We start from the raw sequence: 19,438 nt of genomic DNA, 5'->3' as shown, positions 1-19,438 counted from the left end.
GCCAGGGCTGGCCTATTGGCGGTCCTAAGCCCACACCCACATCGTTCAGCTCCCACCATTGCGCCCGCTGCTGACCTCCGCAGGCACATCTTCGCCCGCGGTGCGCTTGCGAAACAGCGCCGCCCGGGCCAGCAGCAAGGTGGTGACCGGCACCGTGATCGACAGCAGCACGGGGATCAGCCAGGCATGCAGCACCGGCCCTTGCTTGAGCCATGAGAAATACAGGATCGACGCCAGGCAGACGCTCCAGGCGCCGATGGTCGAGGCCAGTGCCGGTGGATGCATGCGCTGGAAGTAGTCTTTCAGGCGAACCAGGCCAATGGCGCCGATCAGGGCGAACAGGCTGCCGGTGAGCAGCAGCGCGGCCGTGGCCAGCTCCAGCCAGAAGGGTAGTTCGATGGTTTCGCTCATTCGATCACCTCGCCACGCAGGAGGAACTTGGCCAGGGCGAAGGAGCCGACGAAGCCGAACAGGGCGATCAGCAGGGCGCCTTCGAAATAGGTGTCGCTGGCATAGCGGATGCCCAGCACCAGCATCATCAGCATGGCCAGGATGTACAGGTAGTCCAGCGCCAGGACTCGGTCCTGGGCGGAGGGACCGCGGAACAGCCGGACCAGCGCCAGGGCCATGGCGCTGGCGAAGATGAACAGGCTGGCGAGGACGGCATTGGCAAGCAGGCCTGTCATTCGAAGATCTCCATCAGCGGGCGTTCATAGGTGTTCTTGAAATGCTCGATGAAGGCCGCTTCGTCCTCCAGGTCGAACACATGGATCAGCAGGACGCTGCGGTCCAGGGCCAGCTCCGACCAGACCGTGCCGGGCACCACCGTGGTGATCATCGACAGCGCCGCCAGGCCGTGGGCATCGCGCAGGGCCAGGGGAATGTGGACGAAGGCAGAGCGCGGCGGGCGCCGCTTGGCGCACAGCACGCCACGGGCGACCTGCAGGTTGGAAAGGATCACGTCGAGGCCGACCAGGCAGATCAAGCGGGCGACGACCAAGGGCCGCCGCACATGGGCATGCTTTGGCCGCAGCGGCGCCATCAGCAGCGGGGCGAGAAAGCCCAGTGCAGCGCCGAGCAGCAGGTTGCCGGGGCTGACCGAGAGATTGAGCAGCAACCACAGCGCGAACAGCGACAGGGACAGCAGCGGGGCGGGGAACAGTCGTCTCATGGCTGCACCTGTTCGTCGAGCGTGGTAGGGCCGGGTACCGGGCGGGTGGCCATCACCGCCCGGATATAGGCGTCGGGTGCCTGCAGGCTGGCTGCCGTGTCCTGGGTGTAGCGCAGCAGCGGTTCGGCCCGCACGCTCAGGACCATGCACAGGCCCAGGAGGATCACGATCGGCAGGCACTCGTAGCGCCGCAGCAGGGGCGAGGGGCGCTCCTCGGGTTTCCAGAAGCGCTGGATGCCCACTCGCCCGAAGGCGATCATCGAGGCCATGCCCGAGAGGATCAACAGCGCCACCAGGCCCCAGCCGGAGAGCGACAGCGCTTGTCCGGCCGGCATGCCCAGGCCTTGTGGGTTGAACAGGGCGCTGATCAGGCTCAGTTTGCCGATGAAGCCCGACAGCGGCGGCATGCCGATGATCAACAGGGCGCAGGCGATGAAGCTTAGGCCGAGGAACGCCATGGTCCAGGGAATGATCTGGCCGATCACTGCCTTTTGCTCGTCGTCCAGGTTGATGCCCTTGGGCGGGTGCAGCGATTCCAGCGGTGGCGGGATCGCGTCTTCCTCATCGTCCAGCGGCGCCTCGTTGGCCGAGCGCGAACGTTCGATCAGCTCGGCGAGCAGGAACAGGGCGCACAGGGCCAGGCTCGAGCTCACCAGGTAGAACAACGCACCGCCGGTCAGGATCGGTTGGCCGAAACCGATGGCCCCCAGCAGGGTGCCGGCGGAAACCAGGATGCTCAGGGCGGCCAGGCGCTCCAGGCGCTGGGCGGCGAGAATGGCGATCGCCGCGACGGCCAGGGTGGCCAGGCCGCCATAGACCAGCCACTGCCCACCGAAGTGCGCCGAGGCGCCGGCCTGCCCGGAGAACAGCAAGGTCCATAGGCGCAGCACCGCGTACAGGCCGACCTTGGTCATGATGGCGAACAGCGCCGCGACCGGCGCGCTGGCCGAGGCATAGGCCGGCACCAGCCAGAAGTTCAGCGGCCAGATGCCGGCCTTGACCAAAAAGGCCATGGCCAGGATCGCCGCGCCGGCGTGCAGCAGGCCGCGATCGGCCTCCGGTACCAGGGGGATCTTCAGGGCCAGATCGGCCATGTTCAGGGTGCCGGTCACGCCGTAGAGCATGGCGGCCCCCACCAAAAACAGCGACGAGGCGAACAGGTTGACGGCAATGTAGTGCAGGCCGGCCTTGACCCGTGCCCGCCCCGAGCCGTGCAGCAGCAGGCCGTAGGAGGCCGCCAGCAGGACTTCGAAGAACACGAACAGGTTGAACAGGTCGGCGGTCAGGAAGGCGCCGTACAGGCCCATCAGCTGGATCTGGAACAGCGCATGGAAGCTGGCGCCGGCGCCATCCCAGCGGGCTCGGGCGAACAACAGTGCGCTGACGCCGATGGTCCCGGTCAGGCTCAGCAGCAGCGCGGACAGGTGGTCCAGCACCAGCACGATGCCGAAGGGCGCCGGCCAGTTGCCCGGCAGGTAGACGCCGATCGACTCGGCCTGACCCTGGCTGCGTACCCACAGCAGCAAGGTGATGGCGATGCACAGACCGGCCAGGGTGGACAGCAGGTTCAGGCGCGCCTTGAGCGGGCGGTGCTTTTCGCCGAGCAGCAGCATCAGGGCCGCGGTCACCAGCGGCAGCAGGATGGGGGCGATGATCAGTTGGTTCATCCCGCTCATTCCTCACGCTCCCGGCCGTCGACATGGTCGGTACCGGTGAGGCCGCGCGAGGCGAGCAGTACCACCAGGAACAGCGCGGTCATGGCGAAGCTGATGACGATGGCGGTCAACACCAGGGCCTGGGGCAGCGGGTCGGTGTAGTGCAGCAGGTCCTGGGGCACGCCGTCCTTGATGATCGGCTCTTTGCCGATGAACAGGCTGCCCATGCTGAAGATGAACAGGTTGACGCCGTAGGAGAGCAGGCACAGGCCCATGATCACCTGGTAGGTGCGTGGGCGCAGGACCAGCCAGACCCCGGAGGCGGCCAGGACACCGATGGCGATTGCGATGACTTCTTCCATCAGGCGGCTCCTGCTTGGCTGGACTTGGGCGCGGTGCCCGGGCGGTGGGCGCGCACCGACTGGTGCGCCAGGGCGGTGAGGATCAGCAGGGTGGCACCGACCACCACGGTGTAGACGCCGACGTCGAAGAACAGTGCGCTGGCCACGTGCACGTCACCCAGCAGCGGCAGGTGCAGGTGGGCGGTGTGGGTGGTCAGGAACGGATAGCCCAGGGCCATCGCGCCGCCGCCGGTCAGGGTCGCGCAGAGCAGGCCCGTGCCCATCCAGCGCAGCGGGCGCAGGCTCATCTGCGCCTCGACCCACTGGGTGCCGGCGACCATGAACTGGAGGATGAACGCCACCGACATCACCAGGCCGGCGACGAAGCCGCCACCCGGCTGGTTGTGGCCACGCATGAACAGGTACATCGACACCACGAAGGCGATCGGCAGCAGCAGGCGCACCAGCGCGGCCGGCACCATCATGAAGCCCAGCGCGGTGTCGGTGGCGTGGCGCGGGTTGATCAGGTCGGTGACCAGGTCTGGCGCCAACTGGCGCTGCTGGGCAGGCAACTGCATGCTTTCCTTCGGAGGGCGGAAGCGTCGCAGCAGGGCGAACACGGTCAGGGACACGGCCACCAGCACGGTGATCTCGCCCAGGGTGTCGAAGCCGCGGAAGTCCACCAGCATGACGTTCACCACGTTGGTCCCGCCGCCCTGGGGCAGGGCCCGGCTCAGGTAGAAGGACGAGATGTCGTTGGGCGTCGGCCGGGTCAGCATGGCATAGGAGAGCAGCGCCATGCCGCCGCCGACCAACACCGCCAGCAACAGGTCGCGTAGGCGCCGCAGACGGGCGCGGTCCTGGCTGCCGGGCAGGGGCGATACGCCTTCGATACGCCGTGGCAGCCAGCGCAGGCCGAGCAGGATCAGCACTGTGGTCACCACCTCCACCACCAACTGGGTGAGGGCCAGGTCCGGAGCGGAGAACCAGACGAAGGTGATGCAGGTCATCAGGCCACAGACACTGACCATGATCAGCGCCGCCAGGCGGTGGTACTTGGCTTGCCAGGCAGCCCCGATGGCGCAGGCGATGGCGATCAGCCAGAGCGCGACGAACACCCCGGAGCCCGGGATCTTCGGGCGATCGCCCCAGGTGATGCCGCTGTACAGCATGGGCAGCAGGCCGGCCAGGAACGCGGCGACCACCAGCATGAACAGCTGGCTCTGCAGGCGTCGGCTGGTCAGCAGCCCCTCGATGCGCCGGGCCAGCAGCATCAGGCGCACCAGGCCCTGTTCGAACAGGCGCTTGCCGTTGAAGCGCTCGATCAGCGGCGGATGGGGGAAGCGGCCGCGGCGCAGTTGCTTGCGCAGCAGCAGGTAGAGCACGATGCCGCCGCTCATGGCGATCAGGCTCATGATCAGCGGGGCGTTCCAGCCGTGCCAGATGGCCAGGCTGTATTCCGGCAGGGTGCCGCCGACCACCGGCAGGGCAGCGGCGGCCAGCAGCGGGCCGACCGACTGGGCCGGGAAGATGCCCACCACCAGGCAGGTCAGTACCAGCAGTTCTACTGGCGCGCGCATCCAGCGCGGTGGCTCGTGGGGGATGTGCGGCAGGTCCTGGGCGGTGGGGCCGAAGAACACGTCGACGGTGAAGCGCAACGCGTAGGCCACGCTGAAGGTACCGGCCAGGGTGGCGATGACCGGGAGGGTGGCCTCGACCCAGGCCGTGGAGGAGATGAACACCGTTTCGGCGAAGAACATCTCCTTGGACAGGAATCCGTTCATCAGTGGCACCCCGGCCATCGAGGCACTGGCCACCATGGCCAGGGTGGCGGTGAACGGCACCAGCCGGAACAGCCCGCTCAGGCGGCGGATGTCGCGGGTGCCGCTCTCGTGGTCGATGATGCCGGCGGCCATGAACAGCGAGGCCTTGAAGGTGGCGTGGTTGAGGATGTGGAACACCGCGGCCACCGCCGCCAGCGGGCTGTTCAGGCCGAGCAGCAGGGTGATCAGGCCCAGGTGGCTGATGGTCGAGTAGGCCAGCAGGCCTTTGAGATCGTTCTGGAACATGGCGGCGAAGGCGCCCAGCAGCAGGGTCAGGGCGCCGGCACCGCCGACGATCCAGAACCACTCCTCGCTGCCCGACAGCACCGGCCACAGGCGCGCCAGCAGGAATACCCCGGCCTTGACCATGGTCGCCGAGTGCAGGTAGGCGGAGACGGGGGTAGGCGCCGCCATGGCATGGGGCAGCCAGAACTGGAAGGGGAACTGGGCGCTCTTGCTCAGGGCGCCGATCAGGATCAGCGGCAGCAGCACCGGGTACAGCGCATGCTGGCGGATCGTCTCGCCGGCTGCCAGGACCTTGTCCAGGTCGTAGCTACCGACCACGTGGCCGAGCAGCAGCGCGCCCACCAGCAGGCACAGGCCGCCGGCACCGGTGACCATCAGCGCCATGTAGGCGCCGCGGCGGGCGTCGGCGCGGTGGTGCCAGTAGCCGATCAAGAGGAAGGAGAACAGGCTGGTCAGCTCCCAGAAGAACACCAGCTGGATCAGGTTGCCGGAGATCACCAGGCCGAGCATGGCGCCCATGAACGCCAGAAAGAAGGCGAAGAAGCGCGGCACCGGGTCCTGCGGCGACATGTAGTAGCGCGCATAGAGCGAGACCAGGGTGCCGATGCCCAGCACCAGCAGGGAGAACAGCCAGGCGAAGCCGTCCATGCGCAGCACCAGGTTCAACCCCAGGCTGGGCAACCAGAGGAATTCCTCACGGATGACGCCCCCATGGGCGACCTGCGGGTACAACAGGGCGACCTGGACGGTACCGACCAGGGCGACGAGCCCGGCGAGAATGGACTCGGCATTACGTGCGTTGTGCGGCAGGGCGGCTGCCAGGCAACTGCCCACGAAGGGCAGAAGCAATAGCACTATCAATGACATAGCGTTCTAATCTGGAGAAATTTGCCAAGGATCATACGTGCCGAGCTGTTGATCACCAACACGCAAGCTGTCGCAGAATCCTACAAATGTGGCGTGACAAGCTGTTTTTTTATAACAGTTTTTTTCAGAGCATAGTCGCTGTTCGACGCTTCACAGGCCCGCTTCACGCTCACGAGGCTCGGCCTCTTCCTGCACTGGCGACGCTTCGCTGGCACGGCGGATCTTCAGTTCGCTGACCACCACGGCGACGACGATCAGCAGGCCGCCCAGCAGCGCCACGCCCGGCAGACGCTCCCCGGCGATGCGCCCGACGATCCCGGCCCAGACCGGCTCGCCGGCATAGATGAGGGTGGCCCGGGTCGGCGATACCGATTTCTGCGCCCAGTTCATCGCCACCTGGATCACCGCGCTCATGGCGCCCAGGCCGATGGCGCTGGTCAGCAGCAGCCAGGAAAAATCAGGCAGGCGCTCCTGGGTCGGGACGATCATGAGGAACGACAGCACCGAGGCGGTCGCCAGCTGTACCACGGTGACCCGGCGCACATCGACCTGGCCGGCGTAGCGGCTGATCAGGATGATCTCGCCGGCGATGGCCACGGCGCTGACCAGGGTGACCAGCTCGCCTTCGCTGAAGTGCAAGGCCCCGCCTTCCGGACCAGCCAGCAGCACCAGGCCGACGAAGGCCAGGCAGATCCCCAGGGTGGGCATCAGGCCGGGGCGGCGGCCGAGCACCAGCCACTGCAGCAATGGCACGAAGGGCACATAGAGTGCAGTGATGAACGCCGACTGGCTGCTACTGATGGTCTGCAGGCCCATGGTCTGCAAGCCGTAGCCGAGCATGATCGTTACACCGATCAGCATGCCGGCCTTCAGTTCGGTGAAGGTCAGTCCCGCCAGCGCCCGTGCCGAGACCAGGCCGACGAACAGCGCCGCCGCGGCGAAGCGCAGGCCGACGAAGAACATCGGGCCGCTCACGGTCATGACGTTGTGCACCAGCAGGAAGGTGCCGCCCCAGAGCATGGTGATGAACACCAGCACCACCTCGGCCTTGCTCAGGCGGAAGGAAACGGACGGCTGCGGCGTAGGGTTGGATCGGCTCATGGTCTTGCACACTCGGAGGGGGCGGCGCACAATCGCCGCAAAAGTGGGCAGTATACTGCGCAACCCCTACCCGTGAGCAATATAGTGCACAAAGATTCCACCTACCGCGCCTCGGTGCTCCAGCATGTCAGCCAGAACGTTCGCCAACTGCGCAATACCGCCGGGCTGAGCCAGACCGCCCTGGCCGAGCGTTCCGGCGTCAGCCGGCGGATGCTGGTGGCCATCGAGGCCGGCGAGAAGAACGTCAGCCTCACCACCCTGGACCTGATCGCCGAAGCGCTCGGTGTGGCTTTCAGCACGCTGATCCAGGCCCCCGAGCAGCGCGACTCCAGCCGTATCGACGAACTGGCCTGGGCCGGCGAGCATCTCGGCAGTCGGGCGGTGCTGCTGGGCAGCAGCCCGGCCCGGCGTGAAGTCGAGCTGTGGGAGTGGACCCTGGCACCGGGCGAATGCTATGTCAGCGAGGCCGATGCCGAGGGCTGGAGCGAGCAGATCTACGTGGCCGAGGGCTGCCTGACGCTGGTCATCGAAGGGTGTGAACATCGCCTGCGGGCTGGCGAGTTCCACGTGTTCCCCAGCAATTGCCGGTACGCCTATCGCAACGACGCCCGCGAGCCCACGCGTTTCGTGCGCAACGTGGTGATCTGAGCGCTCAGCGGCCGTATTCGCCGAGCAGGGTATCGGTGTTCTCGACCCGGGCGTAGGCGAAGGCCAGCGCGGCCATGGAGGCCGCCTGCACCTGGGCGGCCGGCACTTGCTGGCCGGCGAAGTCCAGGGGCAGGGTGGCGCAGGCGTCGTGGGCCACCGCAACCTGGTAGCCGTGATCGGCGGCGGCGCGGGTCGCGGCGTCGATGCACATGTGGCTCATGCTGCCGACGATGGTCAGGGCCTGGACGGCGTGCTGGTCGAGCAAGGCCTTGAGGTCGGTATCGCGGAAGGCATTGACCTGGTGCTTGAGCACCACGGGCTCGCCTGGCGCTGGGGCGACCTTGGCGTGGATCTGCGCGCCTTCCGAGCCCGGGGCGAAGAAGGGGGCTTCGGCGCTGTCGAACTCATGCCGCACGTGCACCACCAGGTCGCCCCGTTCGCGGGCCGCGGCCAGCAGCCGGGCGGCGTTGTCGGCCGCTGCGTCGGCGCCGTCGAGTGTCCATTTGCCGCCGGGGAAGTAGTCGTTCTGGATGTCGATGATGACCAGGGCCTGCTTGCTCATACTGCCTCCTGTGGCAGTAGTGGTTGGATGCGGATAGTTATAGGCTTGGGCGATCTTCCCTGGGATTGGCGCGATCGACAGAATGACGGCAAGAACTGACAGCACTGGCACCCTGGAAATCGGCGTGCTGGTCTATCCGGGGGCCCAGAGCGCGGCGGTGCATGGGTTGACCGACCTGTTCCGGGTGGCCAATCGGGTCGCCGCCGAGCTGGGCGCGGGCGACCTGCCGCCGCTGCGCGTGAGCCATTGGCAAGTCGATGCGCATGGGCACCTGCAGGTGATCCACGACAGCCAGCCCCAGGCCAGCCACCAGGTCCGAGCCTTGGTGATCCCGCCAAGCCTGGAGTCGGTGCCGGCAGCGCCGCTGCTCGAGCGACATCGGGCCCAGTTGCTCCAGTGGCACGGCCAGGGCACGGTGCTCGCCTCGGTGTGCATCGGGGTGTTCTTCATCGCCGCCAGCGGCCTGCTCGATGGGCGCGGGGCGTGCACCCACTGGAACTATGCCCAGGCCTTGGCAGAGCGCTTTCCCAAGGTCCGGGTCGAGGCCGGTCAGCCGCTGCTGGACGACGGCGACATCATGACTTCCGCCGGGCTGATGGCCTGGACCGAGCTTGGCTTGCGCCTGCTGGAGCGTTTTCTCGGCGCGACCCTGGCCAGGGAGACCGCTCGCTACCTGGCGGTGGAGCCGATGGCCACGGCATTGCCTGGCGCGCAGTTCAACCCCCGCCTGGACCATGGCGACGAGGCTGTGCTCAAGGTCCAGCACTGGCTGCAGGGCAACGGTGTGCTGGAGGCCAGCCTGGCGACCATGGCCAGCTGCGCGGGCCTGGAGCAACGTACCTTCCTGCGTCGTTTCCGCGCCGCCACTGGTCTGCGGCCGACCGAGTACTGCCAGCAGGTCCGGGTCGGACGGGCCTGCCGCCTACTGGAGTTCACCCGGCGCAGCGTCGACCAGATCGCCTGGGGCGTGGGGTACCAGGACCCGGGGGCGTTTCGCAAGGTGTTCCAGCGCATCACCGGCCTTACGCCCAGTGACTATCGGCGACAGTTCGCTGTGGCGGGGTGATGCATTTGGGGGCCGCGTAAAGCCACTATCAGTTCTCTGCGTGACAGCGCAGCCCAAAGGCTGGGTAATCTCCCACAGGTTCCGTATCGCTCTTATGAGTGAACAGGCGGTTCGGGCGGATGGGGCCCTGGCCCTTCGTCGGCCAGGCGATCATGGTGGTTGCGCAGGGGACATTCCTTCAGCGACAGGCAGCCACAGCCGATGCAGCCGTCCAGTTGGTCGCGCAGCAGGGTCAATTCATCGATGCGCCGGCTCAGGTCCTCGCGCCAGCGGGCAGAAAGCCTGCCCCAGTCCTCGGCGGTGGGGGTATGGTCCTTGGGCAGGGTGTCGAGGGCCAGTGCGATGTCCGCCAGGGCGATACCCAGGCGCTGAGCCATCTTGATCACCGCCACCCGACGCAGCATGGCCCGTGCATAGCGGCGCTGGTTGCCAGCGTTGCGGGTGCTGTGGATCAGCCCCTTGGCCTCGTAGAAATGCAAGGCGGTGACCGCCACCCCACTGCGCGCTGCCAGTTGGCCGACGCTCAGCAACCGGTCCTGGGGGTGGGAGGAGGGCATCTTGCTCGGCATGGTAAAAAGTCCTTGACCTTGACTTAACTCGAGGTTTTACCCTCCTGGCCAACACGCTGCAAGTACCCGGAGCAAGGAGACTGTCCATGACGGCCAAGGCCCATTCCCTGTGGTTCACCCAGATGATCGAGTACGAGGTGCCGGCATCCCGGCAGGAGGCGCTGGCCCAGGCGCTGGTGCTGCGCAGCGAGGAGCTGGCTGCGCGCTGCGACGGGCTGCTGTCCGTCAGCATCCAGGCCAGCGACGATGGCTGCCGGGTGCTGCAGTACCTGCAGTGGCAGTCGCGCCGTGAATGGGCCGCGGCGGCGGAGCGCTTCGTCGAGGAGCCCTTTCTCGAACTGCTGTGCCAGCACCAGGCGCGTGGCGTGAACTTCGCTGCCTACCAGGCCCTGCGCAGCCTGGTGCGCGGCGCCGATGGCGGCCTGCACTGCCAGGTCGGCGAGTCTCAAGCATACCAGGGCGCATAGTGCGGGTAGCGGTCCAACCGCGCGCCGATCACCATTTCGCCGATCCAGGCGGCGAGGATCGAGCTGTAGGCCTTCTGGCTTTCCTCGCTGGACAACGCATGATCGGCACCGTCGACGATGCGGTGGGTCAGCGAGTGCGCCCCGACGAAGGCCGAGCGGTAGCTCATCAGGGTGTTGTGCGGCACATAGTTGTCTTGCTCCGACTCCACCAGCAGCACATCGCCGCCGAACTCCGCGCAGGCTGCCAGGGCACGATTGTCGCCCGGCCCGAGGATGCGCTGGCGGTAGACGTTCAGGCGCTGGCGGTCGAGGGCCTGTTTGGGGGTGTCCCAGTCGTCGTCCCAGTACAGGGCCGGCACGCGCAGGGCCAGCCACTTCACGGGGCGCTGGAGGGTCAGCAGGGTCGCCAGGTAGCCGCCATAGCTGCTGCCGATCAGGGCGATGGCGCTGGGGTCCACCGCAGGGTGGCTGGCCAGCCGGTCATAGGCGGCAACCAGGTCGCCTAGGTTCTGCTCGCGGGTGACGGTCAGGCGCTGGCTCTCGGTCTTTTCGTGGCCGCGCAGGTCGAAGGTCATGCACACGCAGCCCAGCCCGGTGATGTGCCGGGCCCTGGCCAGGTCGCGCTGCTGGCTGCCGCCCCAGCCGTGGACGAAGAGGATCCCTGGCATCTTGCTGCCAGGGCTCACCAGGGTGCCGCAGATGCGGTCGTCCTCGACCTGCAGTTCAACGGTTTCACTCTCGATGGTCATGGTGGCGAATCCGCGCAAATTTGCTGAGTTGTCCAAGTTCACTGTCGTGTCCCTGATAGAAGAGTGTGGCATCGGCGGGCAGCTCGACGGGGCCGAACACTTCATGGCTCGAGGCGCGTACCCGCTGCAGCGCCGGGTCGTCGGCGAAGGCTTGCAGGGCCAGGACTTCGGCACTGCTGGCGCCACCCAGGCGCCAGGATTGCTCCAGTACGCCGCTGCGCAGGTGCTGGTGCGCATCCAGGCCGCGGGCGATGTCATAGTTGCGACGCGAGGCGATGAAGCCGGGAAAGTGCTGCTGCGCCGCGCGTTCATAGGTCATGGCCTGGGTGATCGCCAGGCGCAGGTGGTCTTCCAGGGGCAACTGCAACAGCGCCTCGTAGCCCCCGCGCACCACCAGCAGGTCAGAGCCGCCATAGACCTCGGTACCCTGGTGGTCGTGGGTCAGCTGTTGGGTGCCGTAGTAGCTGCAGACCAGGCCCGCGACGTGGACCTGGCCAACGCTGAAGGTCTGCACGTCGTCGAGGTGCTCCTCCAGCACCAGGCCACAGGTGGCCAAGGCTTGGTCGTCGAGCTGCGCGAGCGCCGGCTCCAGTTCGTCGATATGGGCGACGACCTGCTGGCCGCGCCCGGCGCAGGCCAGTACCGGCTTGACCCGTACGGGGCCCTCGCGCAGCAGCGCTTGCGCCGCGCGGCGCGCATCGACCCGACTGAACACGGTATAGCCGCGCAGCAGGGCATCGCCTGCCTGGTGGGCGAAGGCATCGGTCCAACCCACAGGGAAGCTGGCGCCGGCGGGCAAGGGATGGGAAATCGCCTTGGTCGCCATGTAGGGGTGCGCCACCAGGCCGCCGAACAGGTCCTGTTCATCGAGGATGCCCAGGCGACGATAGCGCTGCGGGTCGACCAGGGTGTCGGTCGGCAGGTAGTAGTAGCGGTCGGCGGCGGTAGGTGGCCTGGTGGGTTCTGCACGGTCGATACCCAGCAGTTGGGCCAGGCAGTCGGCGAGCTTGAGGTGGACCGCATGTTCATGGTCCGGGCTGTGCTCGCGGGTATCGAGCAGTACGACGGCGGTTTTCGGCTCGCGGGAGTGGGGCATGGGCGTGCCTTTGCGCTGTGGGTGTATGGGGTGTGAAGCCGCCCGGGCGGCGAAGTTCAGCGCAATTGATCGGTGGTTGCCGGCGTTCGGCGCCTGCGCCCTGCCGGGCTCGAGGCTGTGAACCTGGTGCACCGGGATACCATAAATTGACGCTCCCATCCTATCTCCGCGCTGTAGAGGGGGCTACAGTGCGCCAAGCCCTCCGATGATGACGCCCTTTGCAACCCGCGCCGGGCGGCACAAGTCTGTCCGAGGCTTACCGTCCATTGCGTCGCACACTCAATAACAAGAAAAGGTACGCGAAGATGCACGAGTCCAGGTTCACCCGCCATTTCGTTCGCTATGCGTCAGCCGCGCTGTTCACCGTGGCTTCCCTGTCTGCCAGCGCTTCGGCGGACAAGCCGGGGGAGGGGGTGAAGATCACGCCGGCCTTCCCCTCGGTCGAAGAGGAGCGCTTTCGCGGCGAGATCGCCATGCAGGGCCTGCGCGAGCTGGGCTACAAGGTGCAGAAACCCAAGGAAACCGAATACGCCACCATGGTGCTGGCGGTCGGCTACGGCGATGCTGACTTCTCCGTGAACCTATGGGACAAGCTGCACGAAAGCTTCTACGAGAAGGCCGGGGGCGACCAGAAGATGGTCAAGGCCGGTGACATCCTGCCGGGTGTGTTGCAGGGCTACCTGATCGACAAGAAGACCGCCGATGCGCACGGCATCAAGTACATCACCGACCTGAAGAGGCCAGAGATCGCCAAGCTGTTCGACACCGACGGCGATGGCAAGGCCGACCTGACCGGTTGCAACCCGGGCTGGGGTTGCGAGCTGGTGATCGCCCACCACATGAAGGCCTACGACCTGGAGAAGACCGTGCACGTCAACCAAGGCTCGTACTTCGCACTGATGGCCGACACCATCACGCGCTTCAAGGAGGGCAAGCCGGTGCTCTATTACACCTGGGTACCTCAGTGGGTCGCTGGTGTGCTGGTCGAAGGCCGCGACGTGGTCTGGCTGGAGGTGCCCAGGACCGACCTGCCGGGTGGCGACAACGCGGTCGACACTACCTACCAAGGCAAGAATCTGGGCTTTGCCGTGGACAAGGTCGAAGCCGTGCTGAACCGGGACTTCGCCGACAAGAACCCGGCGGCGCTGAAGTTCCTCTCGCTGATGCAGATCAGCGCCGCCGACGAGAGCGCGCAGAACCTGAAGATGCAGCAGGGTGAGAAGAGCCCCGCCGACATCCAGCGCCACGCCAAGGCGTGGATCGCCGCTCACCGCCAGCAGTTCGACCAATGGCTGCAGGCTGCAAGGGCCGCGGCCACCCAGGCCCGCAACTGAGCCTGCCGGGGCATCGTTCAGGGAAATCCCTCACATGCAGATCATTGGCGCCGAACAGATAAACGCCGTGCTGGGCTGGGGAGGCGTGCTCGATGCGCTTCGCCGGGTGCACCTGGGGCCACGTCCGGTCAGCGGCGCCTATTTCCTCGGCGACAGCGAGTATGGGCTGTTCAGCCGGGGAGTGGTGCTGCCGGGGCAGGGCGCGGGGGTGAAGATCGCCTCGATCTTTCCTGCCAACCTCGACGCGAGGCCACCCTTGCCCTCGGAGCAGGCGGCCTTCGTGGTGGTCGATGAGCGTACCAAGGCCATCAGCGCCATCTTCGATGGCCCGGCCATCACTGCCTGGAAGACGGCCGCAGACTCGGCGCTGGCGGCCGAGCGCCTGAGCCGGCCGGACAGCGCCGTGCTGTTGGTGCTGGGGGCTGGGCCGATCGCCCGAGCGCTGGTCGAGGCCTACTTGCATATCCGTCCCGGTATCCGCCAGGTGCTGCTATGGAACCGCACCGCCTCGAAACTCCAGCAGAGCGTCGCGCAACTGCAGGATCGAGGCATCGAGGCCAGCCTCGTCACGCAACTGGACGAGGCCGTTGGCCGCGCCGACATCATCGTCTGCGCCACCAGCGCTGCGCAGCCCTTGGTCAAGGGGCTGCATGTGCGTCCTGGGAGCCATATCGACCTGGTGGGTGGCTTCCGCCCGGACATGCGGGAGGCCGACAGCGCTGCGGTGGCGGCCGCACGCCTGTTCGTGGACGACCGTAACAGTGCGCTCGAGGCCGGCGACCTGCAGGTACCGCTGCAAGCGGGCCTGATCAGCGAAGCCAGCATCGAGGCCGATCTGTTCGAACTCTGCCAGGCGCCTTCGATCTTGCGCAGGGCCGACGACATCACGCTGTACAAGAACGCCGGTGGTGCGCACCTGGATCTGGCTGTATGCCAGCATGTGCTACGTCTCCTCAAGGGCTGAGACCAGGGCGTCGCGCAAGATGAATACAGCGGCGCAACGCCTGAGTGCGGTTGACCAGGCGAGGGGCACACGGATCGGTATCGGCCTGTGTCTGCTCTCGATGTTCGTGTTCGCAGCCCAGGACGGGATCACCAAGATACTGGTCAAGGACCTGCCGATCGCACAGATGGTCATGGTGCGTTACTGGTGCTTCCTGTTGTTCGCGGTGTGCTTCGTGTCGATGAAGGGCGGGGTGGGCAATGCGCTCAGGAGCGCCCATCCCTGGCTGCAGATGGCGCGCTCATTGCTCGGCGTCTTCGAGATCGCCGTGTTCGGCCTGGCGTTGCGGTACCTGGGGCTCGCCGAAACCCATGCGATCTACGCCATCTTCCCCTTGCTGACGATGGCCTTGGCCGCCGTCGTGCTGCGTGAGCATGTCAATCTGCGCCAGTGCCTGGCGGCGATCGTCGGCTTTGGCGGAACCTTGATCATCCTCAAGCCTGGCATTGGGGTGTTCAGCCTGGCCTCGTTGATCCCCCTGATGGCGGCCTTGATGTTCGCATCCTTCAACATCTTGACGCGCAAAATCAGCACGGCCGACTCCTTCGCCACGAACATGCTGTACATGGGGTTCTGGGGCGCCGTCGCGTCGACCGCTATCGGCCTTCCCCAATGGGTTGCGCCTTCCCCGGTGCAGCTCGGCCTGATGCTGGTGCTCTCGATGACGGGGGTGGTAGCACAACTGTTGCTGCTGCAGGCGCTGAAGTTCGCGCCTGCGGTGACCTTGCAGCCGTTCAACTATTCGTTGCTGGTGTTCGCTTCGTTGATCGGTGTCGTCTGGTTCGGGGAACTGCTCGATGTGTTCCTCGTCGTGGGCGCGGGGCTGGTCGTCCTGGGCGGGATGTTTTCGGTCCGGCGGCAGAAGGGGGTGGGGTGACAGGGCATGCGCGCTACTCCATTATCGACGGTCTGGAATGGTCAACGATGATGTGTCCGCAGGAGTGCGCATGAATAGTCAGTCCCCGATTCAGGAAAGCGTTCCGGCCCGCCTGGCGCGCGTGCGTGAGGTGATGGCCAGGGAAGGGGTGGATGCCCTGCTGGTGCCCTCGGCCGACCCGCACCTGTCCGAATACTTGCCTGGCCACTGGCAGGGGCGGCAATGGCTGTCCGGCTTCCATGGCTCGGTGGGCACCCTGGTGGTGATGGCGCGCTTCGCTGGACTGTGGGTCGACAGCCGTTACTGGGAGCAGGCGCAGAAGGAACTGGAGGGCAGTGGCATCGAACTGATGAAACTGCTGCCTGGCCAGCCAGGCGCGCTGGAATGGCTCGGCGAGCATGTCGAGCGCCACGGCGTCGTGGCGGTGGATGGCGCGGCCATGGCGCTGGCTTCGGCACGCCAACTGCGCGAGCGCCTGGAGGCCAGGCAGGTGCGCTTGCTGACTCACCTGGATCTGCTGGGGCAGGTATGGGACGAGCGGCCGGCCCTGCCCGGCAACCCCGTCTACCAGCACCTGCCACCCCATGCGACCGTCAACCGTGCGCAGAAACTGGCCGGATTACGCCAGGCATTGCAGGCGCAGGGGGCCGACTGGCACTTCATCGCCACCCTCGACGACATCGCCTGGTTGTTCAACCTGCGTGGCAGCGATGTGTCCTATAACCCAGTGTTCGTTTCCTTTGCCTTGGTCGGCCAGACGCAAGCGACCCTGTTCGTCGGCCTGGACAAGATCGACGATCATCTGCGCCAGGTATTGCAAGTCGATGGCATCGAGGTGCGTGATTACGCCGAGGCTGGGCCGGCCCTGGCGGCACTGACACCGGGCAGCCGCCTGCTGGTGGACCCGGCACGGGTGACTTGTGGGCTGCTGGACAACCTCGACGAGCAGGTGCAACTGCTCGAAGGGCTCAACCCAACCACCTTGAGCAAGTCGCGCAAGGGCGAGGAGGAGCTGGTGCATGTTCGCCAGGTCATGGAGCAGGACGGCGCCGCGCTGTGCGAGTTCTTTGCCTGGTTCGAGGCGAACCTGGGCAAGGAAGTCATTACCGAGCTGACCGTCGATGAACGCCTGAGCGCGGCGCGTGCCCGCCGTCCGGGGTTCGTGTCACTGAGTTTCTCCACCATCGCGGCCTTCAACGCCAATGGCGCCATGCCGCATTACCGGGCCACCGAGCAGTCGCATGCGGTGATCGAGGGTGATGGACTGCTGCTGATCGATTCTGGTGGTCAGTACCTGGGCGGTACCACCGACATCACCCGGATGGTGCCGATCGGCAATCCCAGCCGCGAACAGCGCGAGGATTGCACGCGGGTGCTCAAGGGCATGATCGCGCTGTCGCGGGCCACATTCCCTCGCGGTATTGCCTCGCCGTTGCTCGATGCCATCGCCCGGGCGCCGATATGGGCCGACCAGGTCGACTATGGGCATGGCACCGGGCATGGCGTGGGTTATTTCATGAATGTCCACGAAGGGCCGCAGGTCATCGCCTACCAGGCGGCGACCTTGCCACAGACCGCCATGCAGCCGGGCATGATCAGCTCGATCGAGCCTGGTACCTATCGCCCGGGCGCCTGGGGCGTGCGCATCGAGAACCTGGTGGTCAACCGCGAGGCTGGCAAGAGTGCGTTCGGCGACTTTCTGGCCTTCGAGACCTTGACGCTGTGTCCGATCGATACCCGCTGCCTGCTGCCCGAGTTGCTCGGGGCACAGGACATCCAGTGGCTCAATGGCTATCACGCCATGGTGCGGGAACGGTTGGCGCCATTGCTCAAGGGCGAGGCCCTGGCCTGGCTGGAGACGCGCACCGCGCCGGTCTGAGCCTGGCGGGGAGGGCAGCGGCCGACTTTACGGGGTCACTTGCAGAGGACGATCATGCTGCGGCTGGTATAGCCTGCGGGATTGATACCGAACAGGTAGTCCCCGGGCTCCTCGTCCGCATCGCCGGAGCGGGCGACGACCTTGTAGCCGCGGTTGCCACAAGCGCTGGCTGCCTTGCTGTAGCACTTCTCCCACGAGGAGGAGAGCCCCGAGCAGTTGATGTGCAGGCCTTTTTTCCCCCGCTTCACCTCGGTCTTGGCGGTGGCGGCGCATCCAGCAATGGCCAAGATGGCCAGGATGAGCAAAATACGTTTCATTCCTGTCCTTAAATACGGAGCCGACCAGCATGCCTGACCCCGATGTCGTCGCTTCGTTTCTTCCTGAAACTTTCCTTGCATCCGTGTTCGGCACAGTAGATAGCGTAAAGATTATGGTCGTGTGACAGCTTAATCAGCCCGGCGAGTGGGGACAATGGTTTATAGCGGTTCAAATGAAAATATTTCTCATATCAATCGGCCGCTACCGGAGGCGGGCTCTCCCGTCGCATCGACAGAGTGGCACCTACCGACGCGCTGATGATGGCGAGAATCGCCAGCCATTGCGTCAGGCTCAGGACCTCGCCCAGGAACAGTAGGCCCGACAGGGCGCCGAATGCTGGCTCGATGCTCATCAAGGTACCGAAGGTTCGTGCCGGCATGCGCGTCAGCGCCACCATCTCCAGGCTGTAGGGCAGCGCCGTCGACAGGATGGCGACACCCAGGGCGACCGGGATCAAAGCTGGAGTGAGCAACGCGCTGCCAGCATGGGCGACCCCGATGGGGGCGACGAACAGCGCCGCGATCACCACGCCGAGGGCAGCGCTCTGTATACCGTGCTCCGCGCCTGCTCGTTGGCCAAAGAGGATGTAGAGTGCCCAGCACACCCCGGCACCCAGGGCATAGCCGGCGCCGAGCAGGTCGATGGCACTGCCGGTCTGGCCCACCGGAATCAGCAGCAATAGCCCGGCGACGGCCAGGGCGATCCAGAGAAAATCCAGGGCCCGGCGCGAGGCGAGGATCGCGACGGCCAAGGGGCCGGTGAACTCCAGGGCGACAGCGATGCCCAGCGGGACCGTGCGCAAGGACATATAGAAGAGGAAGTTCATGCCGCCCAGCGCCATGCCATAGATGATCACGCTGCGCAGGGTGTTGGCGGTCATGCGTACCCGCCATGGTCGCAGCAGGAGCAACATGATGATGCTGGCGAACACCAGGCGCAGGGTGGTGGTGCCCTGGGCGCCGACGATGGGGAACATGCTCTTGGCCAGGGAGGCGCCGGACTGGATCGAGGCCATGGCGATCAGCAGCAGGCCGATGGGGAAGAGGGTAGCGGCCAGGCTGCGGGGGTGGGTGTTCATTTCAGGGGGGCTGTCCTTGGATCGGGTGAGCACTATAGTGCGCAATAGGTGGGGCAGCTCGCAAGTGGGGACAGCGGCCCGGTGCTTGTGGAAGCGGGCTTGCTGGCGATGCGCTCGGGCACATTGTTGAAGTTTATTAAGGATTTATGAAAATAACGGTTGACGGGGTTTCGAATCCCCTTATAATGCGCCCCACTTCCGACGTAGTCGAAACGAAAAACTCCTTGATATTCAACGAGTTGAACGTTTCAGGTAGTATCGGAAGGGCTTCGATCCTTAGATCGGCAGCGGTGCAAAAGGCAGTTGACAGCAGGCGGTAACGCTGTATGATTCGCCTCCCGCTACGAGTGATCGCAGCGAGTCAAGTGGTTGAAGTGAAACGAAAAACTTCAAAATAAACGCTTGACAGACTCTGAGGAAAGCGTAGAATGCGCGGCCTCGGTTGAGACGAAACGCTCTTAGCCAAACGCTCTTTAACAATCGAATCAAGCAATTCGTGTGGGTGCTTGTGAGTACGGACTGATAGTCGCCAAGATTATCAGCATCACAAGTGGCCATATGAGAAATCACATAGTCATTTGAGATTGC

20 protein-coding genes are annotated in these 19,438 nt (G+C 65.7%); 7 read left to right on the top strand and 13 right to left on the bottom strand.

Annotation, left to right across the window (positions count from 1 at the left end):
* Window positions 1-45 precede the first annotated feature (45 nt).
* The 7 genes from WCE05_RS18715 to WCE05_RS18685 all read right to left on the bottom strand — a co-directional run bounded on the left by WCE05_RS18715 (window position 46) and on the right by WCE05_RS18685 (window position 7,204).
* A complete protein-coding gene (locus WCE05_RS18715) occupies window positions 46-411 on the bottom strand; it encodes a Na+/H+ antiporter subunit G (RefSeq protein ID WP_225790441.1) in 366 nt (121 codons plus the stop codon).
* A complete protein-coding gene (locus tag WCE05_RS18710; RefSeq protein WP_225790440.1) occupies window positions 408-686 on the bottom strand; it encodes a K+/H+ antiporter subunit F in 279 nt (92 codons plus the stop codon). The genes WCE05_RS18715 and WCE05_RS18710 overlap by 4 nt, the downstream gene beginning before the upstream one ends.
* On the bottom strand, window positions 683-1,171 hold the full coding sequence (locus WCE05_RS18705; RefSeq protein WP_225790439.1) for a Na+/H+ antiporter subunit E: 489 nt from the start codon (window positions 1,169-1,171) through the stop codon (window positions 683-685). The genes WCE05_RS18710 and WCE05_RS18705 overlap by 4 nt, the downstream gene beginning before the upstream one ends.
* Window positions 1,168-2,847, bottom strand: a complete 1,680-nt coding sequence (locus WCE05_RS18700) for a monovalent cation/H+ antiporter subunit D (RefSeq protein WP_368816298.1) — start codon at window positions 2,845-2,847, stop codon at window positions 1,168-1,170. Before WCE05_RS18700 ends, WCE05_RS18705 begins: the two co-directional genes overlap by 4 nt.
* On the bottom strand, window positions 2,844-3,188 hold the full coding sequence (locus WCE05_RS18695; RefSeq protein ID WP_225790437.1) for a Na+/H+ antiporter subunit C: 345 nt from the start codon (window positions 3,186-3,188) through the stop codon (window positions 2,844-2,846). The genes WCE05_RS18700 and WCE05_RS18695 overlap by 4 nt, the downstream gene beginning before the upstream one ends.
* Entirely contained in the window at window positions 3,188-6,103 is a 2,916-nt protein-coding gene (locus tag WCE05_RS18690; RefSeq protein ID WP_225790436.1) for a monovalent cation/H+ antiporter subunit A, read from the bottom strand. The genes WCE05_RS18695 and WCE05_RS18690 overlap by 1 nt, the downstream gene beginning before the upstream one ends.
* Before the next feature lie 150 nt (window positions 6,104-6,253).
* Entirely contained in the window at window positions 6,254-7,204 is a 951-nt protein-coding gene (locus WCE05_RS18685) for a DMT family transporter (protein WP_225790435.1), read from the bottom strand.
* 84 nt (window positions 7,205-7,288) lie between these two features.
* Here WCE05_RS18685 and WCE05_RS18680 point away from each other — a divergent pair, with 84 nt between their 5' ends.
* Window positions 7,289-7,852: a helix-turn-helix domain-containing protein gene (locus WCE05_RS18680; RefSeq protein ID WP_368816297.1), complete on the top strand. Its 564-nt coding sequence runs from the start codon at window positions 7,289-7,291 to the stop codon at window positions 7,850-7,852.
* Between the two features lie 4 nt (window positions 7,853-7,856).
* Here the strand turns inward: WCE05_RS18680 and WCE05_RS18675 are convergent, their stop codons facing one another.
* Window positions 7,857-8,414, bottom strand: a complete 558-nt coding sequence (locus tag WCE05_RS18675) for a cysteine hydrolase family protein (protein WP_253081655.1) — start codon at window positions 8,412-8,414, stop codon at window positions 7,857-7,859.
* An 82-nt stretch (window positions 8,415-8,496) separates the two neighbouring features.
* Between WCE05_RS18675 and WCE05_RS18670 the strand changes: the two genes are divergently transcribed.
* Window positions 8,497-9,480 (top strand): GlxA family transcriptional regulator, encoded by a 984-nt coding sequence (locus WCE05_RS18670; RefSeq protein ID WP_253081656.1) that lies wholly within the window; start codon window positions 8,497-8,499, stop codon window positions 9,478-9,480.
* Between the two features lie 92 nt (window positions 9,481-9,572).
* Here WCE05_RS18670 and soxR read toward each other — a convergent pair whose 3' ends face one another.
* Entirely contained in the window at window positions 9,573-10,049 is a 477-nt protein-coding gene (soxR, locus tag WCE05_RS18665) for a redox-sensitive transcriptional activator SoxR (protein WP_368816296.1), read from the bottom strand.
* 86 nt (window positions 10,050-10,135) lie between these two features.
* On the opposite strand from soxR, the gene WCE05_RS18660 reads away from it, so the two are divergent.
* Window positions 10,136-10,516 (top strand): antibiotic biosynthesis monooxygenase, encoded by a 381-nt coding sequence (locus tag WCE05_RS18660; RefSeq protein ID WP_225790430.1) that lies wholly within the window; start codon window positions 10,136-10,138, stop codon window positions 10,514-10,516.
* Here WCE05_RS18660 and WCE05_RS18655 read toward each other — a convergent pair.
* Window positions 10,495-11,265, bottom strand: coding sequence for an alpha/beta hydrolase family protein (locus WCE05_RS18655; RefSeq protein ID WP_368816295.1), 771 nt, complete (start codon window positions 11,263-11,265; stop codon window positions 10,495-10,497). The genes WCE05_RS18660 and WCE05_RS18655 overlap by 22 nt on opposite strands.
* Window positions 11,249-12,361, bottom strand: coding sequence for a DUF3182 family protein (locus WCE05_RS18650; RefSeq protein ID WP_368816294.1), 1,113 nt, complete (start codon window positions 12,359-12,361; stop codon window positions 11,249-11,251). Before WCE05_RS18650 ends, WCE05_RS18655 begins: the two co-directional genes overlap by 17 nt.
* 305 nt (window positions 12,362-12,666) lie before the next feature.
* On the opposite strand from WCE05_RS18650, the gene proX reads away from it, so the two are divergent.
* The 4 genes from proX (at window position 12,667) to WCE05_RS18630 (ending at window position 17,454) form a co-directional block, all read left to right on the top strand.
* Window positions 12,667-13,695, top strand: coding sequence for a glycine betaine/L-proline ABC transporter substrate-binding protein ProX (proX, locus tag WCE05_RS18645; protein ID WP_368816293.1), 1,029 nt, complete (start codon window positions 12,667-12,669; stop codon window positions 13,693-13,695).
* Window positions 13,696-13,729: 34 nt separating this feature from the next.
* Window positions 13,730-14,659, top strand: coding sequence for an ornithine cyclodeaminase family protein (locus WCE05_RS18640; RefSeq protein WP_225790426.1), 930 nt, complete (start codon window positions 13,730-13,732; stop codon window positions 14,657-14,659).
* Window positions 14,604-15,575: a DMT family transporter gene (locus WCE05_RS18635; protein ID WP_368816292.1), complete on the top strand. Its 972-nt coding sequence runs from the start codon at window positions 14,604-14,606 to the stop codon at window positions 15,573-15,575. The genes WCE05_RS18640 and WCE05_RS18635 overlap by 56 nt, the downstream gene beginning before the upstream one ends.
* Window positions 15,576-15,645: 70 nt before the next feature.
* Window positions 15,646-17,454, top strand: coding sequence for an aminopeptidase P family protein (locus WCE05_RS18630; RefSeq protein WP_368816291.1), 1,809 nt, complete (start codon window positions 15,646-15,648; stop codon window positions 17,452-17,454).
* Between the two features lie 35 nt (window positions 17,455-17,489).
* Here the strand turns inward: WCE05_RS18630 and WCE05_RS18625 are convergent, their stop codons facing one another.
* Entirely contained in the window at window positions 17,490-17,771 is a 282-nt protein-coding gene (locus WCE05_RS18625; protein ID WP_225790423.1) for a hypothetical protein, read from the bottom strand.
* 191 nt (window positions 17,772-17,962) lie between these two features.
* On the bottom strand, window positions 17,963-18,850 hold the full coding sequence (gene rhtA, locus WCE05_RS18620; protein ID WP_368816290.1) for a threonine/homoserine exporter RhtA: 888 nt from the start codon (window positions 18,848-18,850) through the stop codon (window positions 17,963-17,965).
* Window positions 18,851-19,438 lie beyond the last annotated feature (588 nt).

The sequence above is a fragment of the Pseudomonas sp. I2 genome, assembly GCF_040984075.1.
In the GTDB taxonomy this organism is placed as follows: domain Bacteria; phylum Pseudomonadota; class Gammaproteobacteria; order Pseudomonadales; family Pseudomonadaceae; genus Aquipseudomonas; species Aquipseudomonas guariconensis_B.
Note: the sequence above shows the minus strand (reverse complement) of the source record. Positions and strands in the feature narration are given on the sequence as shown.

Excerpts from the sequence above, each read along its gene's own strand:
- WCE05_RS18715 (WP_225790441.1), bottom strand. The coding sequence starts at position 411 with ATGAGCGAAACCATCGAACTACCCTTCTGGCTGGAGCTGGCCACGGCC.
- WCE05_RS18710 (WP_225790440.1), bottom strand. The coding sequence starts at position 686 with ATGACAGGCCTGCTTGCCAATGCCGTCCTCGCCAGCCTGTTCATCTTC.
- WCE05_RS18705 (WP_225790439.1), bottom strand. The coding sequence starts at position 1,171 with ATGAGACGACTGTTCCCCGCCCCGCTGCTGTCCCTGTCGCTGTTCGCG.
- WCE05_RS18700 (WP_368816298.1), bottom strand. The coding sequence starts at position 2,847 with ATGAGCGGGATGAACCAACTGATCATCGCCCCCATCCTGCTGCCGCTG.
- WCE05_RS18695 (WP_225790437.1), bottom strand. The coding sequence starts at position 3,188 with ATGGAAGAAGTCATCGCAATCGCCATCGGTGTCCTGGCCGCCTCCGGG.
- WCE05_RS18690 (WP_225790436.1), bottom strand. The coding sequence starts at position 6,103 with ATGTCATTGATAGTGCTATTGCTTCTGCCCTTCGTGGGCAGTTGCCTG.
- WCE05_RS18685 (WP_225790435.1), bottom strand. The coding sequence starts at position 7,204 with ATGAGCCGATCCAACCCTACGCCGCAGCCGTCCGTTTCCTTCCGCCTG.
- WCE05_RS18675 (WP_253081655.1), bottom strand. The coding sequence starts at position 8,414 with ATGAGCAAGCAGGCCCTGGTCATCATCGACATCCAGAACGACTACTTC.
- WCE05_RS18670 (WP_253081656.1), top strand. The coding sequence starts at position 8,497 with ATGACGGCAAGAACTGACAGCACTGGCACCCTGGAAATCGGCGTGCTG.
- soxR (WP_368816296.1), bottom strand. The coding sequence starts at position 10,049 with ATGCCGAGCAAGATGCCCTCCTCCCACCCCCAGGACCGGTTGCTGAGC.
- WCE05_RS18660 (WP_225790430.1), top strand. The coding sequence starts at position 10,136 with ATGACGGCCAAGGCCCATTCCCTGTGGTTCACCCAGATGATCGAGTAC.
- WCE05_RS18655 (WP_368816295.1), bottom strand. The coding sequence starts at position 11,265 with ATGACCATCGAGAGTGAAACCGTTGAACTGCAGGTCGAGGACGACCGC.
- WCE05_RS18650 (WP_368816294.1), bottom strand. The coding sequence starts at position 12,361 with ATGCCCCACTCCCGCGAGCCGAAAACCGCCGTCGTACTGCTCGATACC.
- proX (WP_368816293.1), top strand. The coding sequence starts at position 12,667 with ATGCACGAGTCCAGGTTCACCCGCCATTTCGTTCGCTATGCGTCAGCC.
- WCE05_RS18640 (WP_225790426.1), top strand. The coding sequence starts at position 13,730 with ATGCAGATCATTGGCGCCGAACAGATAAACGCCGTGCTGGGCTGGGGA.
- WCE05_RS18630 (WP_368816291.1), top strand. The coding sequence starts at position 15,646 with ATGAATAGTCAGTCCCCGATTCAGGAAAGCGTTCCGGCCCGCCTGGCG.
- WCE05_RS18625 (WP_225790423.1), bottom strand. The coding sequence starts at position 17,771 with ATGAAACGTATTTTGCTCATCCTGGCCATCTTGGCCATTGCTGGATGC.
- rhtA (WP_368816290.1), bottom strand. The coding sequence starts at position 18,850 with ATGAACACCCACCCCCGCAGCCTGGCCGCTACCCTCTTCCCCATCGGC.